Source organism: Streptosporangium sp. G11 (genome assembly GCF_051192615.1).
Taxonomy (GTDB): domain Bacteria; phylum Actinomycetota; class Actinomycetes; order Streptosporangiales; family Streptosporangiaceae; genus Streptosporangium.
In genome coordinates this window covers 35,717-53,168 of record NZ_JBPJUQ010000007.1, presented here as the reverse complement: position 1 = coordinate 53,168, position 17,452 = coordinate 35,717, and the positions used below count along the sequence as shown (strand labels likewise).

The 17,452-nt window shown below is 70.9% G+C and carries 17 protein-coding genes; 11 read left to right on the top strand and 6 right to left on the bottom strand.

Features of this window, described 5'->3' with window-relative positions:
- Positions 1-8 precede the first annotated feature (8 nt).
- The 7 genes from coaD (at position 9) to ACSDR0_RS09680 (ending at position 3,785) form a co-directional block, all read left to right on the top strand.
- A complete protein-coding gene (gene coaD / locus ACSDR0_RS09710; protein WP_329085210.1) occupies positions 9-485 on the top strand; it encodes a pantetheine-phosphate adenylyltransferase in 477 nt (158 codons plus the stop codon).
- A 66-nt stretch (positions 486-551) separates the two neighbouring features.
- The gene (locus tag ACSDR0_RS09705; RefSeq protein WP_435288424.1) at positions 552-1,103 is read left to right on the top strand and encodes a YceD family protein; all 552 of its coding nucleotides are present in this window, start codon (positions 552-554) and stop codon (positions 1,101-1,103) included.
- Position 1,104: 1 nt separating this feature from the next.
- Positions 1,105-1,284 carry a 50S ribosomal protein L32 gene (rpmF, locus tag ACSDR0_RS09700; protein ID WP_012894381.1) on the top strand — a complete coding sequence of 60 codons (180 nt, stop codon included), beginning with the start codon at positions 1,105-1,107 and terminating at the stop codon, positions 1,282-1,284.
- Positions 1,285-1,546: 262 nt separating this feature from the next.
- Positions 1,547-2,230 carry a ribonuclease III gene (gene rnc, locus ACSDR0_RS09695; protein WP_435288585.1) on the top strand — a complete coding sequence of 228 codons (684 nt, stop codon included), beginning with the start codon at positions 1,547-1,549 and terminating at the stop codon, positions 2,228-2,230.
- A 30-nt stretch (positions 2,231-2,260) separates the two neighbouring features.
- Positions 2,261-3,127, top strand: coding sequence for a bifunctional DNA-formamidopyrimidine glycosylase/DNA-(apurinic or apyrimidinic site) lyase (gene mutM, locus ACSDR0_RS09690; protein ID WP_435288423.1), 867 nt, complete (start codon positions 2,261-2,263; stop codon positions 3,125-3,127).
- Positions 3,124-3,399: an acylphosphatase gene (locus tag ACSDR0_RS09685; protein ID WP_435288422.1), complete on the top strand. Its 276-nt coding sequence runs from the start codon at positions 3,124-3,126 to the stop codon at positions 3,397-3,399. Before mutM ends, ACSDR0_RS09685 begins: the two co-directional genes overlap by 4 nt.
- Positions 3,400-3,590: 191 nt before the next feature.
- Positions 3,591-3,785 (top strand): hypothetical protein, encoded by a 195-nt coding sequence (locus ACSDR0_RS09680; protein WP_344748163.1) that lies wholly within the window; start codon positions 3,591-3,593, stop codon positions 3,783-3,785.
- A 79-nt stretch (positions 3,786-3,864) separates the two neighbouring features.
- Here the strand turns inward: ACSDR0_RS09680 and ACSDR0_RS09675 are convergent, their stop codons facing one another.
- Positions 3,865-4,587 (bottom strand): alpha/beta hydrolase-fold protein, encoded by a 723-nt coding sequence (locus ACSDR0_RS09675; RefSeq protein ID WP_435288421.1) that lies wholly within the window; start codon positions 4,585-4,587, stop codon positions 3,865-3,867.
- Between the two features lie 244 nt (positions 4,588-4,831).
- Between ACSDR0_RS09675 and smc the strand changes: the two genes are divergently transcribed.
- Positions 4,832-8,530, top strand: coding sequence for a chromosome segregation protein SMC (gene smc, locus ACSDR0_RS09670; RefSeq protein WP_435288420.1), 3,699 nt, complete (start codon positions 4,832-4,834; stop codon positions 8,528-8,530).
- Positions 8,531-8,717: 187 nt separating this feature from the next.
- Entirely contained in the window at positions 8,718-9,908 is a 1,191-nt protein-coding gene (ftsY, locus tag ACSDR0_RS09665) for a signal recognition particle-docking protein FtsY (RefSeq protein WP_435288419.1), read from the top strand.
- Positions 9,909-10,046: 138 nt separating this feature from the next.
- Here ftsY and ACSDR0_RS09660 read toward each other — a convergent pair whose 3' ends face one another.
- The 3 genes from ACSDR0_RS09660 to ACSDR0_RS09650 are packed head-to-tail and all read right to left on the bottom strand — an operon-like array spanning position 10,047 to position 12,975.
- Entirely contained in the window at positions 10,047-10,835 is a 789-nt protein-coding gene (locus ACSDR0_RS09660) for an ABC transporter ATP-binding protein (protein ID WP_435288418.1), read from the bottom strand.
- Entirely contained in the window at positions 10,832-11,929 is a 1,098-nt protein-coding gene (locus ACSDR0_RS09655; RefSeq protein ID WP_435288417.1) for a FecCD family ABC transporter permease, read from the bottom strand. Before ACSDR0_RS09655 ends, ACSDR0_RS09660 begins: the two co-directional genes overlap by 4 nt.
- The gene (locus ACSDR0_RS09650) at positions 11,926-12,975 is read right to left on the bottom strand and encodes a FecCD family ABC transporter permease (RefSeq protein ID WP_435288584.1); all 1,050 of its coding nucleotides are present in this window, start codon (positions 12,973-12,975) and stop codon (positions 11,926-11,928) included. Before ACSDR0_RS09650 ends, ACSDR0_RS09655 begins: the two co-directional genes overlap by 4 nt.
- A gap of 103 nt (positions 12,976-13,078) precedes the next feature.
- Between ACSDR0_RS09650 and ACSDR0_RS09645 the strand changes: the two genes are divergently transcribed.
- Both ACSDR0_RS09645 and ACSDR0_RS09640 read left to right on the top strand, forming a co-directional pair.
- Positions 13,079-14,095 carry an ABC transporter substrate-binding protein gene (locus tag ACSDR0_RS09645; RefSeq protein WP_435288416.1) on the top strand — a complete coding sequence of 339 codons (1,017 nt, stop codon included), beginning with the start codon at positions 13,079-13,081 and terminating at the stop codon, positions 14,093-14,095.
- A 778-nt stretch (positions 14,096-14,873) separates the two neighbouring features.
- Positions 14,874-15,470, top strand: coding sequence for a sigma-70 family RNA polymerase sigma factor (locus tag ACSDR0_RS09640; protein ID WP_435288415.1), 597 nt, complete (start codon positions 14,874-14,876; stop codon positions 15,468-15,470).
- Positions 15,471-15,564: 94 nt separating this feature from the next.
- Here the strand turns inward: ACSDR0_RS09640 and ACSDR0_RS09635 are convergent, their stop codons facing one another.
- On the bottom strand, positions 15,565-16,503 hold the full coding sequence (locus ACSDR0_RS09635; protein ID WP_435288414.1) for an anti-sigma factor RsbA family regulatory protein: 939 nt from the start codon (positions 16,501-16,503) through the stop codon (positions 15,565-15,567).
- 59 nt (positions 16,504-16,562) lie between these two features.
- On the bottom strand, positions 16,563-17,399 hold the full coding sequence (locus tag ACSDR0_RS09630; RefSeq protein ID WP_435288413.1) for an EamA family transporter: 837 nt from the start codon (positions 17,397-17,399) through the stop codon (positions 16,563-16,565).
- Between the last annotated feature and the right edge of the window lie 53 nt (positions 17,400-17,452).

The following is a 17,452-nucleotide window of genomic DNA, read 5'->3' as shown; positions in this document are numbered from 1 at the left end:
GGTCCACCTTGCGTCGCGTTGTCTGTCCGGGATCGTTCGATCCCGTCACGAACGGTCATCTGGACATCATCGGCCGGGCTTCCCGGCAGTACGACGAGGTCGTCGTGGCGGTGCTGATCAACATCGAGAAGAAGAGCCTGTTCACGGTGGAGGAGCGCATCCAGACGCTCCAGACCGTCACCAAGGAGTACGGGAACGTCCGCGTGGACAAGTTCCACGGCCTCCTGGTCGACTACTGCAGGCAGCAGGAGATCCCCGCCATCGTGAAGGGTCTGCGCGCGGTCAGCGACTTCGACTACGAGCTGCAGATGGCGCAGCTCAACTACCGGATGTCCGGGGTGGAGACCCTGTTCATGGCCACCGGGCCCGAGGTCTCCTTCCTGTCGTCCAGCCGCATCAAGGAGATCGTCAAGTACGGTGGGAACGTGGCCGGGCTGGTACCTGATCTTGTGCAGGAACTCCTGGTCGAACGGCTCAGGGGCTAGGCCCTGCTATTCTCTTATTTCGGCCTTGCACGACGGCGATGATGCGCCATGCCTAATGAGAGCGAAATGACTCAGCACCTTGACCCCCGCGCCCCATGGGTGATCTCAACCCATGACCTTGGGCGGCGACCAGGGTCGATGCGCCGGATGAATCTCTCTCTCCCGGCACCGGCGAGCATCGGCGTCGACATGATCGGCGTCCCCAAGGACGCCGACGTCGAGCTGGACATCCGGCTTGAGGCGGTCATGGAGGGTGTGCTCGTCACGGGCACTGCGCGAGCCCCGCTGCGGGGGGAGTGCGCACGCTGCCTGGAACCGGTCATCTCACAAACCGAGGTGGACTTCCAGGAGCTGTTCTTCTACTCGGCAGAGGATGCTGCCGAGAGTGACTCGCTTCTCAACGGTGAACTTCTCGACCTCGAACCCGTGTTTCGCGACGCGGTTGTGCTCACACTGCCGTTGAGCCCGGTCTGCAGTGAAGACTGCGCCGGGCTCTGCGTGAAGTGTGGGGTCAGGCTGGCCGATGCCGAGCCTGACCACGGCCACGAGGTGATCGACGCCCGCTGGGCAAAGCTGCAGGGTCTGGTTCCGGAACATAACAACGATCAGGAGAGCTGACGTGGCTGTCCCCAAGCGCAAGATGTCGCGGAGCAATACTCGCTCCCGCAGGTCGCAGTGGAAGGCCGCCGCGGTTTCGCTCGTGAGCTGCCCCCAGTGCCGCTCGCCGAAGCGTCCGCACGTGGCGTGTCCGACCTGCGGCACTTACAACCGCCGTCAGGTGATCGAGCCCTCCGCCTGATCGCATTCTGACCGACGGATGCCGGCCGGGTCCTCCACGGGCCCCGGTCGGCGTCACCGTCTGCACCCCCTGCGATGGCGGTCCGCCCGCGGCTGTGGTGGACGCCGGAGTTCGCGGTAGAACGCGTGCCCCCGGCGCCCACCACATCTTCGGGCATCTTTGGTTCCTTCCTTCGCCATCGCGCATTCGCTGAGAGAACGTGCGAGGAGAAGCCGTGGGTACAAGCGTCAAGCCGGTAGCCGTCGAGTTCGTCAAGGAAGAGCTGGAGCGCGTCCTTCTGGTGCGCCTCGACGTCGCCATCCTGGAGCGGGCCCTGACGCACCGCTCCTACGCGTACGAGAACGGCGGCCTGCCGACCAACGAGCGCCTGGAGTTCCTCGGCGACTCGGTGCTGGGCCTGGTCGTCACCGACACCCTCTACCGCAACCACCCGGACCTGCCCGAGGGGCAGCTGGCCAAGCTCAGGGCCGCGGTGGTCAACATGCGCGCCCTCGCCGACGTGGCCCGCTCGCTGGGCCTGGGCCGCTTCCTGCGGCTCGGCCGGGGCGAGGAGGGGACCGGGGGGCGCGACAAGTCCTCGATCCTCGCCGACACCCTTGAGGCGCTCATCGGCGCGGTTTACGTGAACAGGGGCCTGGACGAGGCGTTCCGCGTCGTCCACCTGCTCTTCGACCCCCTCATCACCCGTTCCGCCTCGCTCGGCGCCGGGCTCGACTGGAAGACCTCCCTGCAGGAGCTCACCGCGTCCGAGTCGCTGGGCGTGCCCGAATACCATGTCGAGGAGAGCGGTCCCGACCACGCCAAGTCCTTCACCGCGGTCGTCCGCGTCGGCGGCGAGGCGTACGGTTCGGGGTCCGGGCGCTCGAAGAAGGAAGCCGAGCAGCAGGCCGCCGAGGCCGCCTGGAACCGCATCCGCGAAGACCGCGAGAGGCGCGAGGCCAGCTGACCGGCTGAGCCGTCGCCCGAGGAGGGACGCATGCCCGAGCTGCCCGAGGTCGAGGTGGTACGCCGCGGCCTGGAGCGTTGGGTCTCCGGCCGGGTCGTCGCCCACGCCGAGGTGCTCCACCCGAGGGCGATCAGGCGGCACGTCCCCGGCGCCACGGAGTTCTCCGCCCGGCTGAAGGGCCGCACGGTCGGTCCCGCCGAGCGCAGGGGCAAATACCTCTGGCTGCCCTTGGACGGCTCCGACGCGATCCTGGCCCACCTCGGGATGAGCGGCCAGCTGCTGGTCGTGGAGCCGGACTCGGAGCCGGAGAGGCACCTGCGCGTCCGGATCGGCTTCACCGACGGCGGTCCCGAGCTGCGCTTCGTCGACCAGCGGACCTTCGGCCACGTGCTGGTGACCGGCATGACGCACGCCGGCGGCCGCGATGTGCCCGAGCCGATCGCGCACATCGCGGCCGACCCGTTCGAGGAGCACTTCGACGACGACGGGTTCGCCCACCGGCTGCGCGCCCGGCAGACCGAGGTCAAGCGGGCACTCCTGGACCAGTCGCTGATCAGCGGTGTCGGCAACATCTACGCCGACGAGGCCCTCTGGCGGGCCAGGCTGCACGGCGCCCGCCCCACCGCGATGCTGACCGGTCCGAAGGTGGCCGAGCTGCTGGCCGCCGCCCGGGGGGTGATGGCCGCCGCCCTGTCCGAGGGCGGCACATCCTTCGACAGTCTTTACGTGAATGTCAATGGGGAGAGCGGTTACTTCGACCGCTCCCTCGCGGTTTACGGTCGGCGCGACGAGCCCTGCTCCCGGTGCGGCGCCCCGATCATCCGCGAATCGTTCATGAACCGTTCCTCCTACAGTTGCCCCCGCTGCCAGCCCCGGCCGACAGGTGGCGCGGCATGACGGAGGTGCGGCTGACGGCCTGGGTCAGAGGCCACGTGCAGGGGGTGGGTTTCCGCTGGTGGACGCGTGCCAGGGCGCTCGAACTCGGCCTGGCCGGGTGGGCGCGCAACACCCAGGACGGCCGGGTCGAGGTGGTCGCGCAGGGTCCTGAGAAGTCGTGCGCGATGCTGCTTGAGCTGCTCAGAAGTGGACGAACACCCGGCCGAGTCGATGGAGTCGTCGAACGCTGGAGCGAAACCAAAGGCAGTGTCGAGGGTTTTGTCGAGCGCTGACCACTTCCCCAAACCGCCCAAAATAAGGTATAGTTGACTGTCGAGAGTGCCTACTGGTGCATCCACCCGGAGCGTTCAACTTGACCGCCTCCCTCACCGGTGCGACTCTTGATAAAGAACCACGCGCACCCCTCCCGCGGCAAAGAAGTGCGCGAACCAGTCTGGTCACTCAGCGTGGAGGACCCTTTACTATGGCGAAGGCTCTACTCGGCCACGTCGGCGGTCCCGACCCTCGTATGGTCTCGGAAATGCGTCGCCTCCAGCAGCGCATCCGTGATCTCGAGGGAGAGCTCACCCGGCTCCAGGCCCAGAACGACGAACTCGCGGCCGGCACCCGCGACGAGGAGTTCAACCGTCTGCAGGATCGCGAGCCGGCTCTCACCTAACGGGGCCGGGACGTAACACACTGTCCAGGGACGCCTCGTCGGGGCGTCCCTTGTCATATCGATACGCACGTCACATCCGTCACGTGCGTCCAATGTGTCGTGCCAGGAAGGCCAGCTGCTCGGGTAAGACCCTGCGGCGGTACGCCGTGTCCTGGCACCCATCGGTGATTCCCCCTTCCGCCGTGGCGCCCAGTGCCTTCAGGCCCTTCAGCATGGTCTGGGTCTGCCGGGCCCATGCGTCGCGTTCGCCACATCCCAGCCAGACCGGGATGCTCACGAGCTCGCGCAGCGGCGCCTGCGCCGCGCTCACCGTCGGCGACGCCGCGACCACCGCCCCCACCTGCTCGGGGCCCAGCTCCGCGGCCAGTCTCAGCGCCCCGGCGCCGCCCGACGACCAGCCCATCAGCCCGATCTTCGTGGTGTCCATCCCGTTCATGTTCAGATAGGGCAGCAGCGTGCCCGGAATGTCGGCGGAGGGCCAGTCGTCGATGGAGGCCACCGCGAAGCGCCCGCCCCCCGCGGCCAGATAGCGGTCGACCGCGTAGACGTCGAACGGCGTGCGCGCGTCGCCCGCGGCCCCGTGAAGCATGATCACCACGGGCAGCCCGTCCCCCGCCCCCGGCGGCAGTCCGACGATCACGCGCCGCCGGTCGACCCGGCTCCGCTGGAGCGTTCCCGGAGAGGTCACCGGAGGCTCGGGGACCGCGCCGCAGACGATCTGGGCGTACGCGTCCCGGATGCCGTCGGGCCCGGCGGCCAGAGCGGCGCCACCGAGGCCGAGCGCGGCCAGCCCGCCGCCCACGAGGAAGGCGCGTCTCCTGAGAAGACTTCTGCCGCCCGATGGGTGTGATGGAGCTCCGTCCCCACCGCGTTCCGCGTCCATGCAGGGCACCATAGGCCGTGCGCGGGCGGGCGCGGGTGAAGAACGGTAGTCTTCCCGCGTGACCGAAGCCATGGGCTGACAAGGGAAGACGCGTTCACCGGCGCCCGGGACGCGGCGCGTGACACGCCGGTCGGCGCGGCCGCGCCGTGGATGGGGGGTTTCGTTGTATCTCAAGACCCTTACCCTGCGCGGGTTCAAATCCTTCGCCTCGGCCACCACGCTCCGGTTCGAGCCGGGCATCACCGCCGTCGTCGGTCCCAACGGCTCCGGCAAGTCCAACGTGGTCGACGCCCTGGCCTGGGTCATGGGCGAGCACAGCGCCAAGTCGCTGCGCGGCGGCAAGATGGAGGACGTCATCTTCGCCGGCACCTCCTCGCGGGCCCCGCTGGGACGCGCCGAGGTCACGCTGACCATCGACAACACCGACGGCATGCTCCCGATCGACTACACCGAGGTGACGATCAGCCGCCTGATGTTCCGGGCGGGCCAGAGCGAGTACGCCATCAACGGCGACACCTGCCGCCTGCTCGACATCCAGGAGCTCCTGTCCGACTCCGGCATCGGCCGCGAGATGCACGTCATCGTCGGGCAGGGCCAGCTCGACCAGGTGCTGCACGCTGGGCCCGAGGAGCGCAGGGCGTTCATCGAGGAGGCCGCGGGCGTCCTGAAGCACCGCAAGCGCAAGGAGAAGGCGCTGCGGAAGCTCGACGCCATGCAGGCCAACATGACGCGGGTCCAGGACCTCACCACCGAGCTGCGCCGCCAGCTCAAACCGCTGGGCCGCCAGGCCGAGATCGCCCGTAAGGCCGCCGTCATCCAGGCCGACCTGCGTGACGCCAGGCTCCGGCTGCTCGCCGACGACGTGCTCACCCTGCGGACCACCCTGGAACGGGAGATGGCCGACGAGGCGGCCGTCCTCACCCGCCGCGCCGCGGTGGAGACCGAGCTGGAGCAGAGCCAGGTCGCCGAGTCCGAGCTGGAGACCGCCGAGGCCGAGGCCCAGCCGCGCCTGGCCGCCGCACAGGAGACGTTCTTTCGCCTCTCCTCCCTTCGCGAGCGTCTCAGGGGCCTGGCCGGGCTCGCCGCCGAGCGGCACCGGCACGCCACCGACACCGCGGTGGAGCGGCGCGGGCGCGACCCCGAGGACTTCGAGCGCGAGGCCGAGGAGGTCCGCGAGCAGGAGCGGGTCCTGGCCGAGCTGCTCGAAGGGGAGCGGGAGTCGCTCGCCGGAGCGGTGGCCCGGCGCGCCGAGACCGAGGCCGCGCTCGCCGCCGAGGAGCGACGGCTGGCCGCGGAGGCCAGGGCCGCCGCCGACCGGCGCGAGGGCCTGGCCAGGCTCAGAGGGCAGGCCGGGGCGGCGCGCAGCCGGGCGGGGGCCGCCGAGGAGGAGATCGGCAGGCTGCGGCGCTCGCTGGAGGAGGCCGAGCAGCGCGCCGAGGAGGCCCAGGCCGAACACGACGGCCAGGAGCGTGCCGAGCCGTCCGCAGATCCCGCCCTCGCCGAGGAGCTGGAGATCGCCCTGGAGACGGTCGAGCAGGCCAGGGAGTCCGTCGAGTCGGCCAGAACCGTGGTCGAGGAGGCCAAGGCGGCCGTCGCGGGCCCGAACTCCGCGCTCGGCGCCGCCAGGGCCGCCCTCGCCGCCGCCCGAAAGGCCGACCAGCAGGCGCAGCGCCAGGTGGCCGCGCTCGAGGCCAGGTTCGAGGCGCTGGAGATGGGCCTGGCCGGTGGTGCCGACGGCGCCGCCGCGCTGCTCGCCGCCGACCTGGCCGGGGTGCTCGGCCCGGTGGCGACCATGCTGTCCGTGCGGCCCGGTGCCGAGGTGGCCGTCGCCGCCGTGCTCGGGGCCGCGGCCGAGGCCGTCGCCGTCGAGTCGCTGCAGAGCGCCGCCGACGCCATCGAGTTCCTCAGGGGCCACGACGGTGGCCACGCCACCCTCGTCATCGCCTCGGGCGGGGCGGGTTCGCCGGGTTCGCCGGGTTCGCCGGGCGAGGTGCCGCTGGCCGGGGCCGAGTGGGCGATCGACCTGGTCACGGTCTCCGCGGAGCTGCGGGCCGCCGCCGCCCACCTGCTCGCGGACGTGCTCGTCGTGGACGACCTGGCGACCGCGAGGAAGGCGGTCGAGCAGCGCCCCGGGCTGCGGGCCGTCACCCGATCCGGCGACCTGCTGGGTGCCCACGCGGCCAAGGGGGGTTCGGCGGGCGGCACCTCCGCGCTGCAGATGCGGGCCGCCCTCGACGAGGCCGCCGCCGACCTGGCCGAGGCCAGGGTCGCCGCCGAGCTGGCGGGAACGGAGCTGGAGGAGACCGCCGAGGCCGAGGCGGAGGCGCAGCTCGCGGTCGAGACCGCCCAGGCGCGGGTCGCCGAGGCACAGACGGGTGTGCAGAACGCGCAGGCCGGGGTCAACGCGGCCCAGGCCGCCCTAGATCGGGTCAGGGCCAGGCAGCGCGACGCGGACCAGAGGGTCGCCGCGGTGGCGAAGCGGCTCGCCCAGCTGGGCGCCGCCGCCAAGGCCGCCCACGACGAGTGCGAGCGCCTGGCCAGGGGCGTACGGGCCGCCGAGGAGGCGCGCGACCGCGACGCGGCCGGTCTCGCCGAGCTGGAGGAGCGGCTCGCCGCGGCCGTCGGCGCCGAGGAGCTGGAGACCGAGCCCACCACCGACCTCCGCGACGAGCTCGCCGAGATCTGCGCGGCGGCCAGGCAGGACGAGATGGAGGTCCGCCTCGCCGTACGGACGGCCGAGGAGCGGGTCAGGGGCATCGAGGGCAGGGCCGACGAGCTGACGCGCGCCGCCGAGCGTGAGCGCGAGGAGCGTTCCAGAGCGGCCGAGCGCCGCGAGTGGCGGCGCAGGCAGGCCCGGACGGCCCAGGCGGTCGTCCGGGGCGCCGAGCTGGCGCTGCGCGCGCTGGAGACCTCCCTGGAGGTCGCCGCCGGCGAGCGTGACGAGGCCGAGCGGGCGCGCGGGCAGATCGACGCCTCTCTCAAGGCGGTCAGGATCCGGGTCCGGGAGCTCTCCGGCGAGCTGGACAAGCTGGTCAACCGGGCACACGGCAGCGAGGTGGCCCGTACCGAGCAGCGGCTCCGCCTGGAGCAGCTGGAGGGGCGGGCGGTGGAGGAGTACGGCGTCGAGGCCGACACCCTCATCGCCGAGTACGGCCCCGACGAGCCGATCCCGACGGCCGACGGCGAGCCCGTCCCCTACGACCGCGACGAGCAGCTCAAGCGGGCCAGGGCGGCCGATCGCCAGATGGCCCAGCTCGGCAAGGTCAACCCGCTCGCGCTCGAGGAGTTCGCGGCGCTCGAGGAGCGGCACTCGTTCCTCACCTCGCAGCTGGAGGACCTCAAGAAGACCCGCCGCGACCTGCTGCTGGTGGTCAAGGAGGTCGACGACCGGGTCGAGCAGGTCTTCGGCGCGGCCTTCGCGGACGTGGCCCGCGAGTTCGAGACGATCTTCACGCGGGTGTTCCCCGGCGGCGAGGGCAGGCTCCTGCTCACCGACCCCGAGAACATGCTGACCACCGGTGTCGAGGTCGAGGCCCGGCCGCCGGGCAAGAAGGTCAAGCGGCTGTCGCTGCTGTCGGGCGGCGAGCGGTCGCTGACCGCGGTGGCGTTCCTCGTGTCCATTTTCAAGGCGCGCCCCTCGCCGTTCTACGTGATGGACGAGGTCGAGGCCGCGCTGGACGACACCAACACCCAGCGCCTGCTGACCCTCTTCGAGGAGCTCAGGCAGACCTCGCAGATCATCATCATCACCCACCAGAAGCGCACCATGGAGATCGCCGACGCGCTGTACGGCGTGTCGATGCGCGGGGACGGCGTCACCCAGGTGATCAGCCAGCGCCTGAGGGAACACGAGTCCGTCTGAGCCATCCGTCGGAGTCGTCGGGGGAGACGGGTGTCCGCGCCGTTCTCGGGTGAGGCGGTTCTCCGGGGGAGGCGGCGGCGAGCGCGTGTCCGGGGGGTCGAGTGGTGACCGTCGGTGAAGGATCGCGAGGCCGTCGGGAGCACCGGGGTGTCGGAGCATCCCGGGGCGTCTGGAAAACTGTGGTCTTGTGGAAGCCTATCTCGGCATAATCGCGATCATCGTCGTCATCGCCGTGCTGGCGGCCGGCGGCATGCTCCTGCTGTTCAGGTCGGGGGGCAAGACCGCGCCGCCGCGGGTCGAACCGCCCGAGGCGCCGTCGATCCCCGAGGAGACGAGGGCCCCTGGCCGGGGCTCGGTCGTGGACGACGACGCGACGACGACCACCGTGCCGCCGCCGGCCAAGCCGGTCGAGCCCGTCGAGGTCACCGTCGTCGCCCCGGTGATCGAGGTTCCGCCGCCGTCCGCCGGACGGATGGTGCGGCTCCGCGCCCGCCTGGCCCGGTCACAGAGCACGCTGGGCAAGGGGCTCCTGGAGCTGCTCTCCCGCGACCGTCTCGACGACGACGCCTGGGACGAGATCGAGGAGACCCTGATCACCGCCGACGTCGGCGTGACGCCGACCCGGGCGATGGTCGACGAGCTGCGCACCCGGGTGAAGGTGCTGGGCAGCCGGACGCCTGAGGAGGCGCGCGCCCTGCTCAGGGAGCAGCTGCTCGTCCAGATCGGCGTCGACATGGACCGCACGCTGCACGTCACGCCGCACGGCGAGCGCCCCGCGGTGGTCCTCGTGGTCGGCGTCAACGGCACCGGCAAGACCACCACCACCGGCAAGCTGGCGCGCGTCCTCATCGGCGACGGTGGCAAGGTCGTGCTGGGCGCCGCCGACACCTTCCGCGCCGCCGCCGCCGACCAGCTGCAGACCTGGGGAGACCGTGTCGGGGCCGCGGTCGTACGCGGCCCCGAGGGCGGCGACCCCGCCTCGGTGGCCTTCGACGCCGTCGCCGAGGGCATCAGGGAGAAGGCCGACGTGGTGATCGTCGACACCGCCGGGCGGCTGCACACCAAGACCGGCCTGATGGACGAGCTCGGCAAGGTCAAGCGCGTCATCGAGAAGAAGGCCACGGTCGATGAGGTCCTGCTCGTCCTCGACGCCACCACGGGTCAGAACGGCATGCGCCAGGCCCAGGTGTTCGCCGAGGTCGTCAACATCACCGGCATCGCCCTGACCAAGCTCGACGGCACCGCCAAGGGCGGCATCATCATCTCCGTCCAGCGCGAGCTGGGCGTCCCGGTCAAGCTGGTCGGCCTCGGTGAGGGGCCCGACGACCTGGCCCCGTTCGACCCCGAGGTCTTCGTGGACGCGCTCCTCGGAGACTGAGTCCCGCTCCCTCCGTTCCCCTCGCCTCGCCCCGCCGTCATCGGCCGGGGCGTCGGCGTGGGTGGGGGCATCGCTCCGGTGCGCCTGGACGGCGTTCTGGGCGTTCCCGGACGGAACGGACGGAACGGGTGGGGCGGGTCAGCGTTGGGACAGGGTGCCGATGGGGATGACCAGCGGGGTGCCGGCCACCGGGTCCTCGATGACCTTGGCGTCCAGCTCGAAGACCTCCGCCAGCAGGGCCTCGGTGAGCACCTCGGCCGGAGGTCCCGCGGCGACGACCCTGCCGTCCCGCATGGCCACCAGGCGGTCGGCGTAGCGGGCGGCGAGGTTCAGGTCGTGCAGGACCATCACCACGGTGCGGTCCAGCTCCCTGTGGAGCCTGCGTACCAGCTCCAGCACCTCGACCTGGTGGGCCAGGTCGAGGAAGGTCGTCGGCTCGTCGAGCAGCAGCAGGTCGGTGCCCTGGGCGAGGGCCATGGAGATCCACGCCCGTTGCCGCTGCCCGCCGGACAGCTCGTCCAGCGGGCGGTCGCCCAGATCGAGCAGGCCGGTCATGGCCAGGGCCTCGGCGACCGTGGACTCGTCGTCGGAGGACCACTGGCGGTACCAGGTCTGGTGCGGGTGCCGTCCCCTGGCGACCAGGTCGGCGACGGTCAGTCCCTCGGGCGCCGAGGGGGCCTGCGGCAGCACGCCCAGGATCCTGGCGACCTCCTTGGAGGGCATCTTGTCGATGCGCTTGCCGTCGAGCAGCACCTCGCCACCTGAGGGCTTGAGCAGCCGCCCCATGGCGCGCAGCAGCGTGGACTTGCCGCACCCGTTCGGGCCGATGATCGTGGTCACCGTCCCGGCCTCGATCCCGAGATCGAGACCGTCGACGACGACGCGATCCCCGTATCCCAGCCTGACGTTGACGGCTTGCAGTCTCACTGGCGGGCCTCTCTGCGCACACGGATGAGGAGATAGATCAGGTAGGGGGCGCCGAGGACCGCGGTGACCACGCCCACCGGCAGCTCGTCCGGGGTGAACGCGGTCCGGGCGACCAGGTCGGCACCGGTGGTGAGGACCGCGCCCACGAGGGCCGAGACGACCAGCGGGGGCTGCGCCACCCCCGCCAGGCGCAGCGCGATCTGCGGGGCGGCCAGGGCGACGAACGCGATCGGCCCGGCCGAGGCGGTCGCCGTCGCCGCGAGCAGCACGGCCGCGAGGATCATCACGCCCCTGGCGAGGTTCATCCGTACGCCCAGGCCGGTCACGGTGTCGTCGCCGAAGCGCAGCGCGCCGAGCGAGCGGGTGCCGAGCAGCGTCGCCGGGACGAGGACGGCGAGCGCGATCGCGACCGGCACCACGTGCTCCCAGCCCCGGCCGTGCAGCGATCCGCTGATCCAGACCATGGCCCGGCTGCTGTCGTTGACGTCGCCGACGGTCAGCAGCCAGTACTTGAGGTTGGTGCAGACCGCCGAGACCCCGATGCCGACCAGGACGAGCCGGTAGCCGTCCAGGCCGTTGCGCCAGGCCAGCAGGTAGACGGCCAGCGCGCCGGCCAGGCCGCCGAGCAGGCCCACGAGCGGGATGCCCACCTCGGCGAGGGGGCCGCTGGTGCCGCCCCAGGTGTTTCCCGCCGCCACGATGACCGCGACCACGGTCACGCTGGCGCCGGTGGTGACGCCCAGGATGTCGGGGCTGGCCAGCGGGTTGCGGGCGATGGCCTGGGTGATCGCCCCGGCCAGGGCGAGCGCCGCGCCGACGAGGGCGCCGGTCAGCGCGCGGGGGAGCCGGAGCTCCATGATCACGAAATGGTCGGACCCGTCGCCGGTGATCGCGCGGAAGACCTCGAGGACGCTCATCGGGATGTCGCCGAGGCGCATGCTGAGCGCCATGAACAGCGTCGTGGCGGCCAGCAGGACCAGTGCCGCGACGGCGGAGCGCGGCCGGAGCGGCCAGGAGGCGGGGCCGACGCGCAGCGCCCGCCTCCCGGAGGGCGCGGTGGGGGACTTCGGGGAGGGCGCGGTGGAGGTGGTCACAGCCGCACCGGCTTCCTGCGTCGTACCAAAACGATGAAGAACGGCGCTCCGGCGAGGGCGAGGACCACGCCCACCTCCAGCTCGCCGGGGAAGGCGACCACGCGGCCGATCACGTCGGCGAGCAGCAGGGCGGCGGCGCCCGCCAGGCCCGAGTACGGCAGCAGCCACCGGTGGTCGGGGCCCGAGAGCGGCCGGGTCAGGTGCGGCACGATCAGGCCGATGAAGGCCAGCGAGCCGCAGGCCGCCACGGAGGCGCCGCTGAGCAGGGTGATGGCGGCGATGCCGACGACGCGGGTCAGGGTGATGTTCTGGCCGAGCGCGCGGGCGACGTCCTCGCCCAGGGAGAGCGCGTTGAGACCGGGCGCGTTGACCAGGGCCAGGACCAGGCCGGCAGCGATGAAGGGGAGCACCTGCCAGGCCACGTCCGCGCCCCTGGCCGCGATGGAGCCCGACTGCCAGAAGCGGAAGACGTCCATGGCCTGCTCGTCCAGCAGGACCAGCGCCGAGGTGAGCCCGTACAGGAACGCGCTGACCGCGGTGCCCGCGAGGGCCAGGGTCACCGGCGTGGGACCGCCCCTGCCGCCCGCCATGCCGAGGGCGAACACCCCCGCGCTGGCGAGGAGAGCCCCGGCGAGACCGAACCAGATGTAGCCGTACGGGCTGCTGACGCCCAGCACGATGATGCTGAGGACCATCGCGAACGCCGCCCCCTGGGTGACGCCGAGCAGCCCGGGGTCGGCCAGCGGGTTGCGGGTGTGGCCCTGCATGAGGGCGCCCGCGACGCCGAGGGCGATCCCGGCCATGACGCCGATGACGGTCCTGGGGATCCGCAGCGACCGGACGACGATGTCGTTCTCGGTGCCGGTGGGGCCGGCGAGCGCGTGCCAGACGTCGGCGGGAGGGACCGGTTTGGCGCCGACGGCGAGGCTCAGCACGACCGCCAGCGCGAGGACGGCGAGTAATCCGGTCAGGATGAAAAGACGGCGCCAGTGGGTCTTTTTCAGGCCCGCGCCGGGGGCGGGCCGTGAGACGGCCACCGTATTGATCACCTGACCTCCTCTTTCTTGCCTGGGCCGGTACGAGTATGCCAGGTTAGGTATGGCTAAGCTAAATAAGGTTGGCCATAATTTGGTGAAGGGATCCATGAACATGAGAGCGTTGCGCGCCCTGGCCCTCGGGGTGGCGGGAGTGGTGCTGTCCGGCGGCCTCGCCGCCTGTGGTTCGGCCACCTCCGCCCCCGCCGGGGAGACCTCCGGCACCGCGGGCGCGTCCGCCCCCGCGGTGAGCGACGCGGCGGCCTATCCCCGGACGGTGAAGCACGTCATGGGCGAGACCGAGATCCCGGCCCGGCCCAAGCGGGTCGTGGCCCTCGACCAGAGTTTCGTCGACGCGGTGCTGACCCTGGAAACCGACGTCGTGGGCTTCACCAGCTACCGGACGATGAAGGAGAAGCTTCCCGAGTATCTGGCCCCGGTCCTCGGCCACGCCAAGGAGGCGACGTCGGTCGGCACCCTGGAGCAGCCGAGCCTGGAGCGGATCGTCGCCCTCAAGCCCGACCTGATCGTCTCCGCCAAGATCCGCCACGAGGCGCTGTACGACAAGCTGTCGCAGATCGCGCCGACGGTCTTCAGCGAGACCACCGGGGCCATCTGGAAGGACAACCTCAAGCTCGTGGGCGAGGCTCTGGGCAAGGAGGACCTCGCCGAGCGGAAGATCAAGGAGTATCAGGACCGCGCCGCCAAGATCGGCGAGTCCATCAAGGCCAAGGACGGCGAACTGCCCACCGTCTCCGTCGCCCGGTTCGCCGGTGAGCCGACCGTCCGCCTGTACGTGGAGAACTCCTACTCGGGCCTGGTGCTGAAGGACGTCGGCTTCCCGCGCCCCGAGGACCAGCCGACCGTCACCGACACCGTCATGGTTCCGATCAGCCAGGAGAACATCTCCCAGCTGGACGCCGAGCACATCTTCGTCTCGGTCTACGAGGACCCGGCGGTCGAGCCGGTCAAGGAGAAGTTCGAGGCCAACCCGCTCTGGGGCAGGCTCAAGGGCGTCAAGCACGACGTCAGCGACGCCACCTGGATGACCGCCGTCGGCATCCAGGGAGCGCACTCCATCCTCGACGACCTCGCCGCCTTCTTCGAGGTCGACCCGGCGAAGGCCGCCTGACCTCAGCCTGGAACTCCTGTCCGACACCTTTGCCCGGTGTCCTTGCCGGACACTCCTGCGCGGCACCTCTGCCCGGTGTTTTTGCGGGACACTCTTGCCCGGCACTTTTGCCCGGTGTCTCTGTCCGGCGCCTGGCCGGTGTCTCTGTCCGGCGCCCCTGCCCGGCGCGATGATCGACGGCGGGCCCGCGAGCCGCGATGAGCATCGCTTGTCGCGGCCGGGCCGTCGCAAGACCCCACGACCGTTCCCGACAGGCCGATCCGGTCTTTTACCTGGCCGTACGGGAAGCCGTACCGGAATTCGTACGGGAAGGAAGATGGTTGGGGATGCCCAGGTGAACCGCGGGGGTGTGCCCGCCCGTCTCTTAGGAAGAGATTAAGTCCCCAATGCGTGGGAAGCGGGGAGACGTGGAGATGGGTGTCGGAGTTTCTCAGGGCGCGGGCCTCGACCCGGCGGGCGGCCTCGGCCGTCCGCCGGCGGGTTTCCGGGACATGGCGATCGGCCTTTTTCGTGACCCCAAATGGGGCACCACCTGGGGTTATGTGATGATGGACACATCTTCTACCGATTCAGGAGAACGATGTTACGATACTGAGACTTGTCCGGCTGTAGAGCGTGTCGCACCCGCCGTTGGCACAGCCAAAGATCAATCCCCTGACCATGTAGAGCTTTTAACGGCCTCCTTACGAGGTGCCTGCGAGCATCAGGTACGCCGTCAGAAGAGGTGCGTCGTATCTTTGCCGGGCGGTAATGGGGGGAAAAGCACGAGGGGGGTCCAATGATCACGATGACGGAAGAGCAACGCCAGGACTGGTTCGAGCGTGACGTCGTGCCGGTCACCAGCCAGCTCTACGCGTCCGCGATGCGTCTGACCCGTAACACCGCCGACGCCGAGGACCTGGTCCAGGAGACCGTCACCAAGGCCTTCACCTCGTACCACCAGTTTCGCGAGGGAACCAACCTCAAGGCGTGGCTGCACCGCATTCTGACCAACAACTTCATCAACGACTACCGCAAGAAGCAGCGCTCGCCCAAGCTCTCGGCCACCGAGGAGATCGAGGACTGGCAGCTCGCCGCCGCCGAGTCCCACATGTCCAGCGGTCTCAAGTCCGCCGAGACCGAGGCGCTGGAGCAGCTGCCCGACAGCGCGGTCATGAACGCCCTGCGATCCCTGCCCGAGGACTTCCGGGTGGCCGTCTATCTGGCCGACGTCGAGGGCTTCGCCTACAAGGAGATCGCCGAGCGGATGGGCACCCCCATAGGCACGGTCATGTCCCGCCTCCACCGGGGCCGGCGCCAGCTCCGCACCATGCTCGAAGGCTACGCCCGCGAGGAGGGTGGCCTCCGCGTGTCCGAGGAGGTCCAGGCCGCCTGACCCCCCTCCCCCCGGCCCCTCACGTACGGCCCCGCCCGTCTCCCGGGTGCGGGCCGTACGCGCGCCCGGGGTCTTCGCGCGTCGGCGGAGGATGTCAGTCCAGCGCCATGTGGAGCCTGACCCTCAGCTCGCCGTCCACGCCGCGCACCTGCACCAGGTCACAGAGCTGGCGGCTGATCCAGAGCCCGTAGCCGCGCGGCGACCCGGGCTCGGGCGGGAGATATCCGGGCAGCGGGACGTCCAGGTCGCCGCCGCCGGAGTCGGCGATCTCGCACACGATCTCGCCGCCGACCGCCCAGATGGTCGCCCGGCCGTGTCCCGCCCCGTGCTCCACGCTGTTGGCCGCCATCTCCGAGACGCTCAGCACGAGTGAGGCGATCAGGTCGCGCCTCATGCCCACCCGGCGCGCGTGGTCGGTGACGAGGGCGCGCAGCCGCCCCAGCTCCTCCAGGGTGAAGTCGGTGGCCACCGCGGACGGCGGTGGGCCGGGGAGGGGGAGGTCGTCTCCCGGCAGCGCGAACCGCTCCGGGGAGATGTAGCGGTCACTGCGCCGCAGACCGGCGCCGCTCAGCTCCGTGGGATGGGTATGGAGGACGTGGTCGAGCGCCAGCGTCTCGTCGTACAGGCACCACAGGCTGACCGGGATTCCAGCGAAGGCGGCGTTGAGCACCGACTCGTAGCGGATCCACTCGCGGGCCTGCCGCTCGGTCCAGCCCGACCACACCGGCTCCCCGATGACCAGCGCCCGCTCCCGCTGCCGGACGTAGTCGTGGAAGGCGGCGAGGGTCCGCGTCGGGTGGGTGTACCACTTCCCGGCGAGGTGGCGGTCGATGAGGCGGGTGTCGGCGCCGAAGGCGTCACCGATCAGGTCGAGCCCACGCTCGCCCGTGACGACCAGGACCCGCCGGTCCTCACGGAGGGCGCCGGCGATCAGGGGCTGGACGAGGCGCAGGAAACCGGAATCGGAACCGTACGCGACAGCCGTGTGCGCGAACGGCCCGCCGGAGTCGAGAAACGCCCGCTCGGGCTGCACGGGGATGACCGTAACAAGCCCCCGGCTTCAACACAACAGAGTCAGTTCGCGACATCGTGTCAACCGGAGGCGATCAGCGCGACCGCGGCGAGGGTGAAACCGATTCCCACCACCTGGACCGTGTTGAGCCGTTCTCCCAGGAAATGGCGGGCGAGCAGCAGGGTGCTCGCCGGGTAGAGCGAGACCAGGACGGCGACGAGGCTGAGCATCCCGCGCTGCTGGGCGAGCATGAAGAGCACGTTGGCGGCCATGTCGAGCATTCCGGCCGCGAAGATGACGCGCAACGTGCCGGGCCCGGGGCGCAGGGTGCGGCGGGTGGCCAGGGCCAGCAGGGCGATGGAGGCGACCGAGATCAGGCGTGCCCCGAGCAGCGGCCACATGCCACCGTCCGCCGGAGCCTGGGCGATGATGACGAAGAAGCCGCCGAAACCCGCGCCCGCGGCGAGCGCGGCCAGGATCGGGCCGTACCCCCGGGTGGCCCTCCTGTCCGAGGACCCGCGGCTCACCAGCAGGACCGCCAGCAGCGCGAGGACCACCCCGCCCAGCGCGACCGGCTCGGGTCGCTCCCCGACGGCCAGCCCGAACAGCACAGGCAGCGCCGCCGAGACCGTCGCGGTGATCGGCGCCACCACCGACATCACGCCGGTGGCCAGCGCCCGGTAGAACAGCACGACCCCCGCCGTGCCGCAGAGCCCGGAGACCGCGCCCCAGGCGAGGGCCGCGAACGAGGGGGCCTCGGGCAGGAACGGCAGCAGCGCGACGATCAGGGCCAGCCCGGCGAGCTGGGAGAGGACCACCACCGCGAGCACCCGCGACCTGCGGGTGGCCAGACCGCCGAGGAAGTCGGCGGTGCCGTACACCACCGCGCAGGCCGTCGCCAGCATCACAGCCGTCACGTTCCACCCCGGTTCAATAGACTGTTCTAATAGAACAATATATGTGGTGCAAT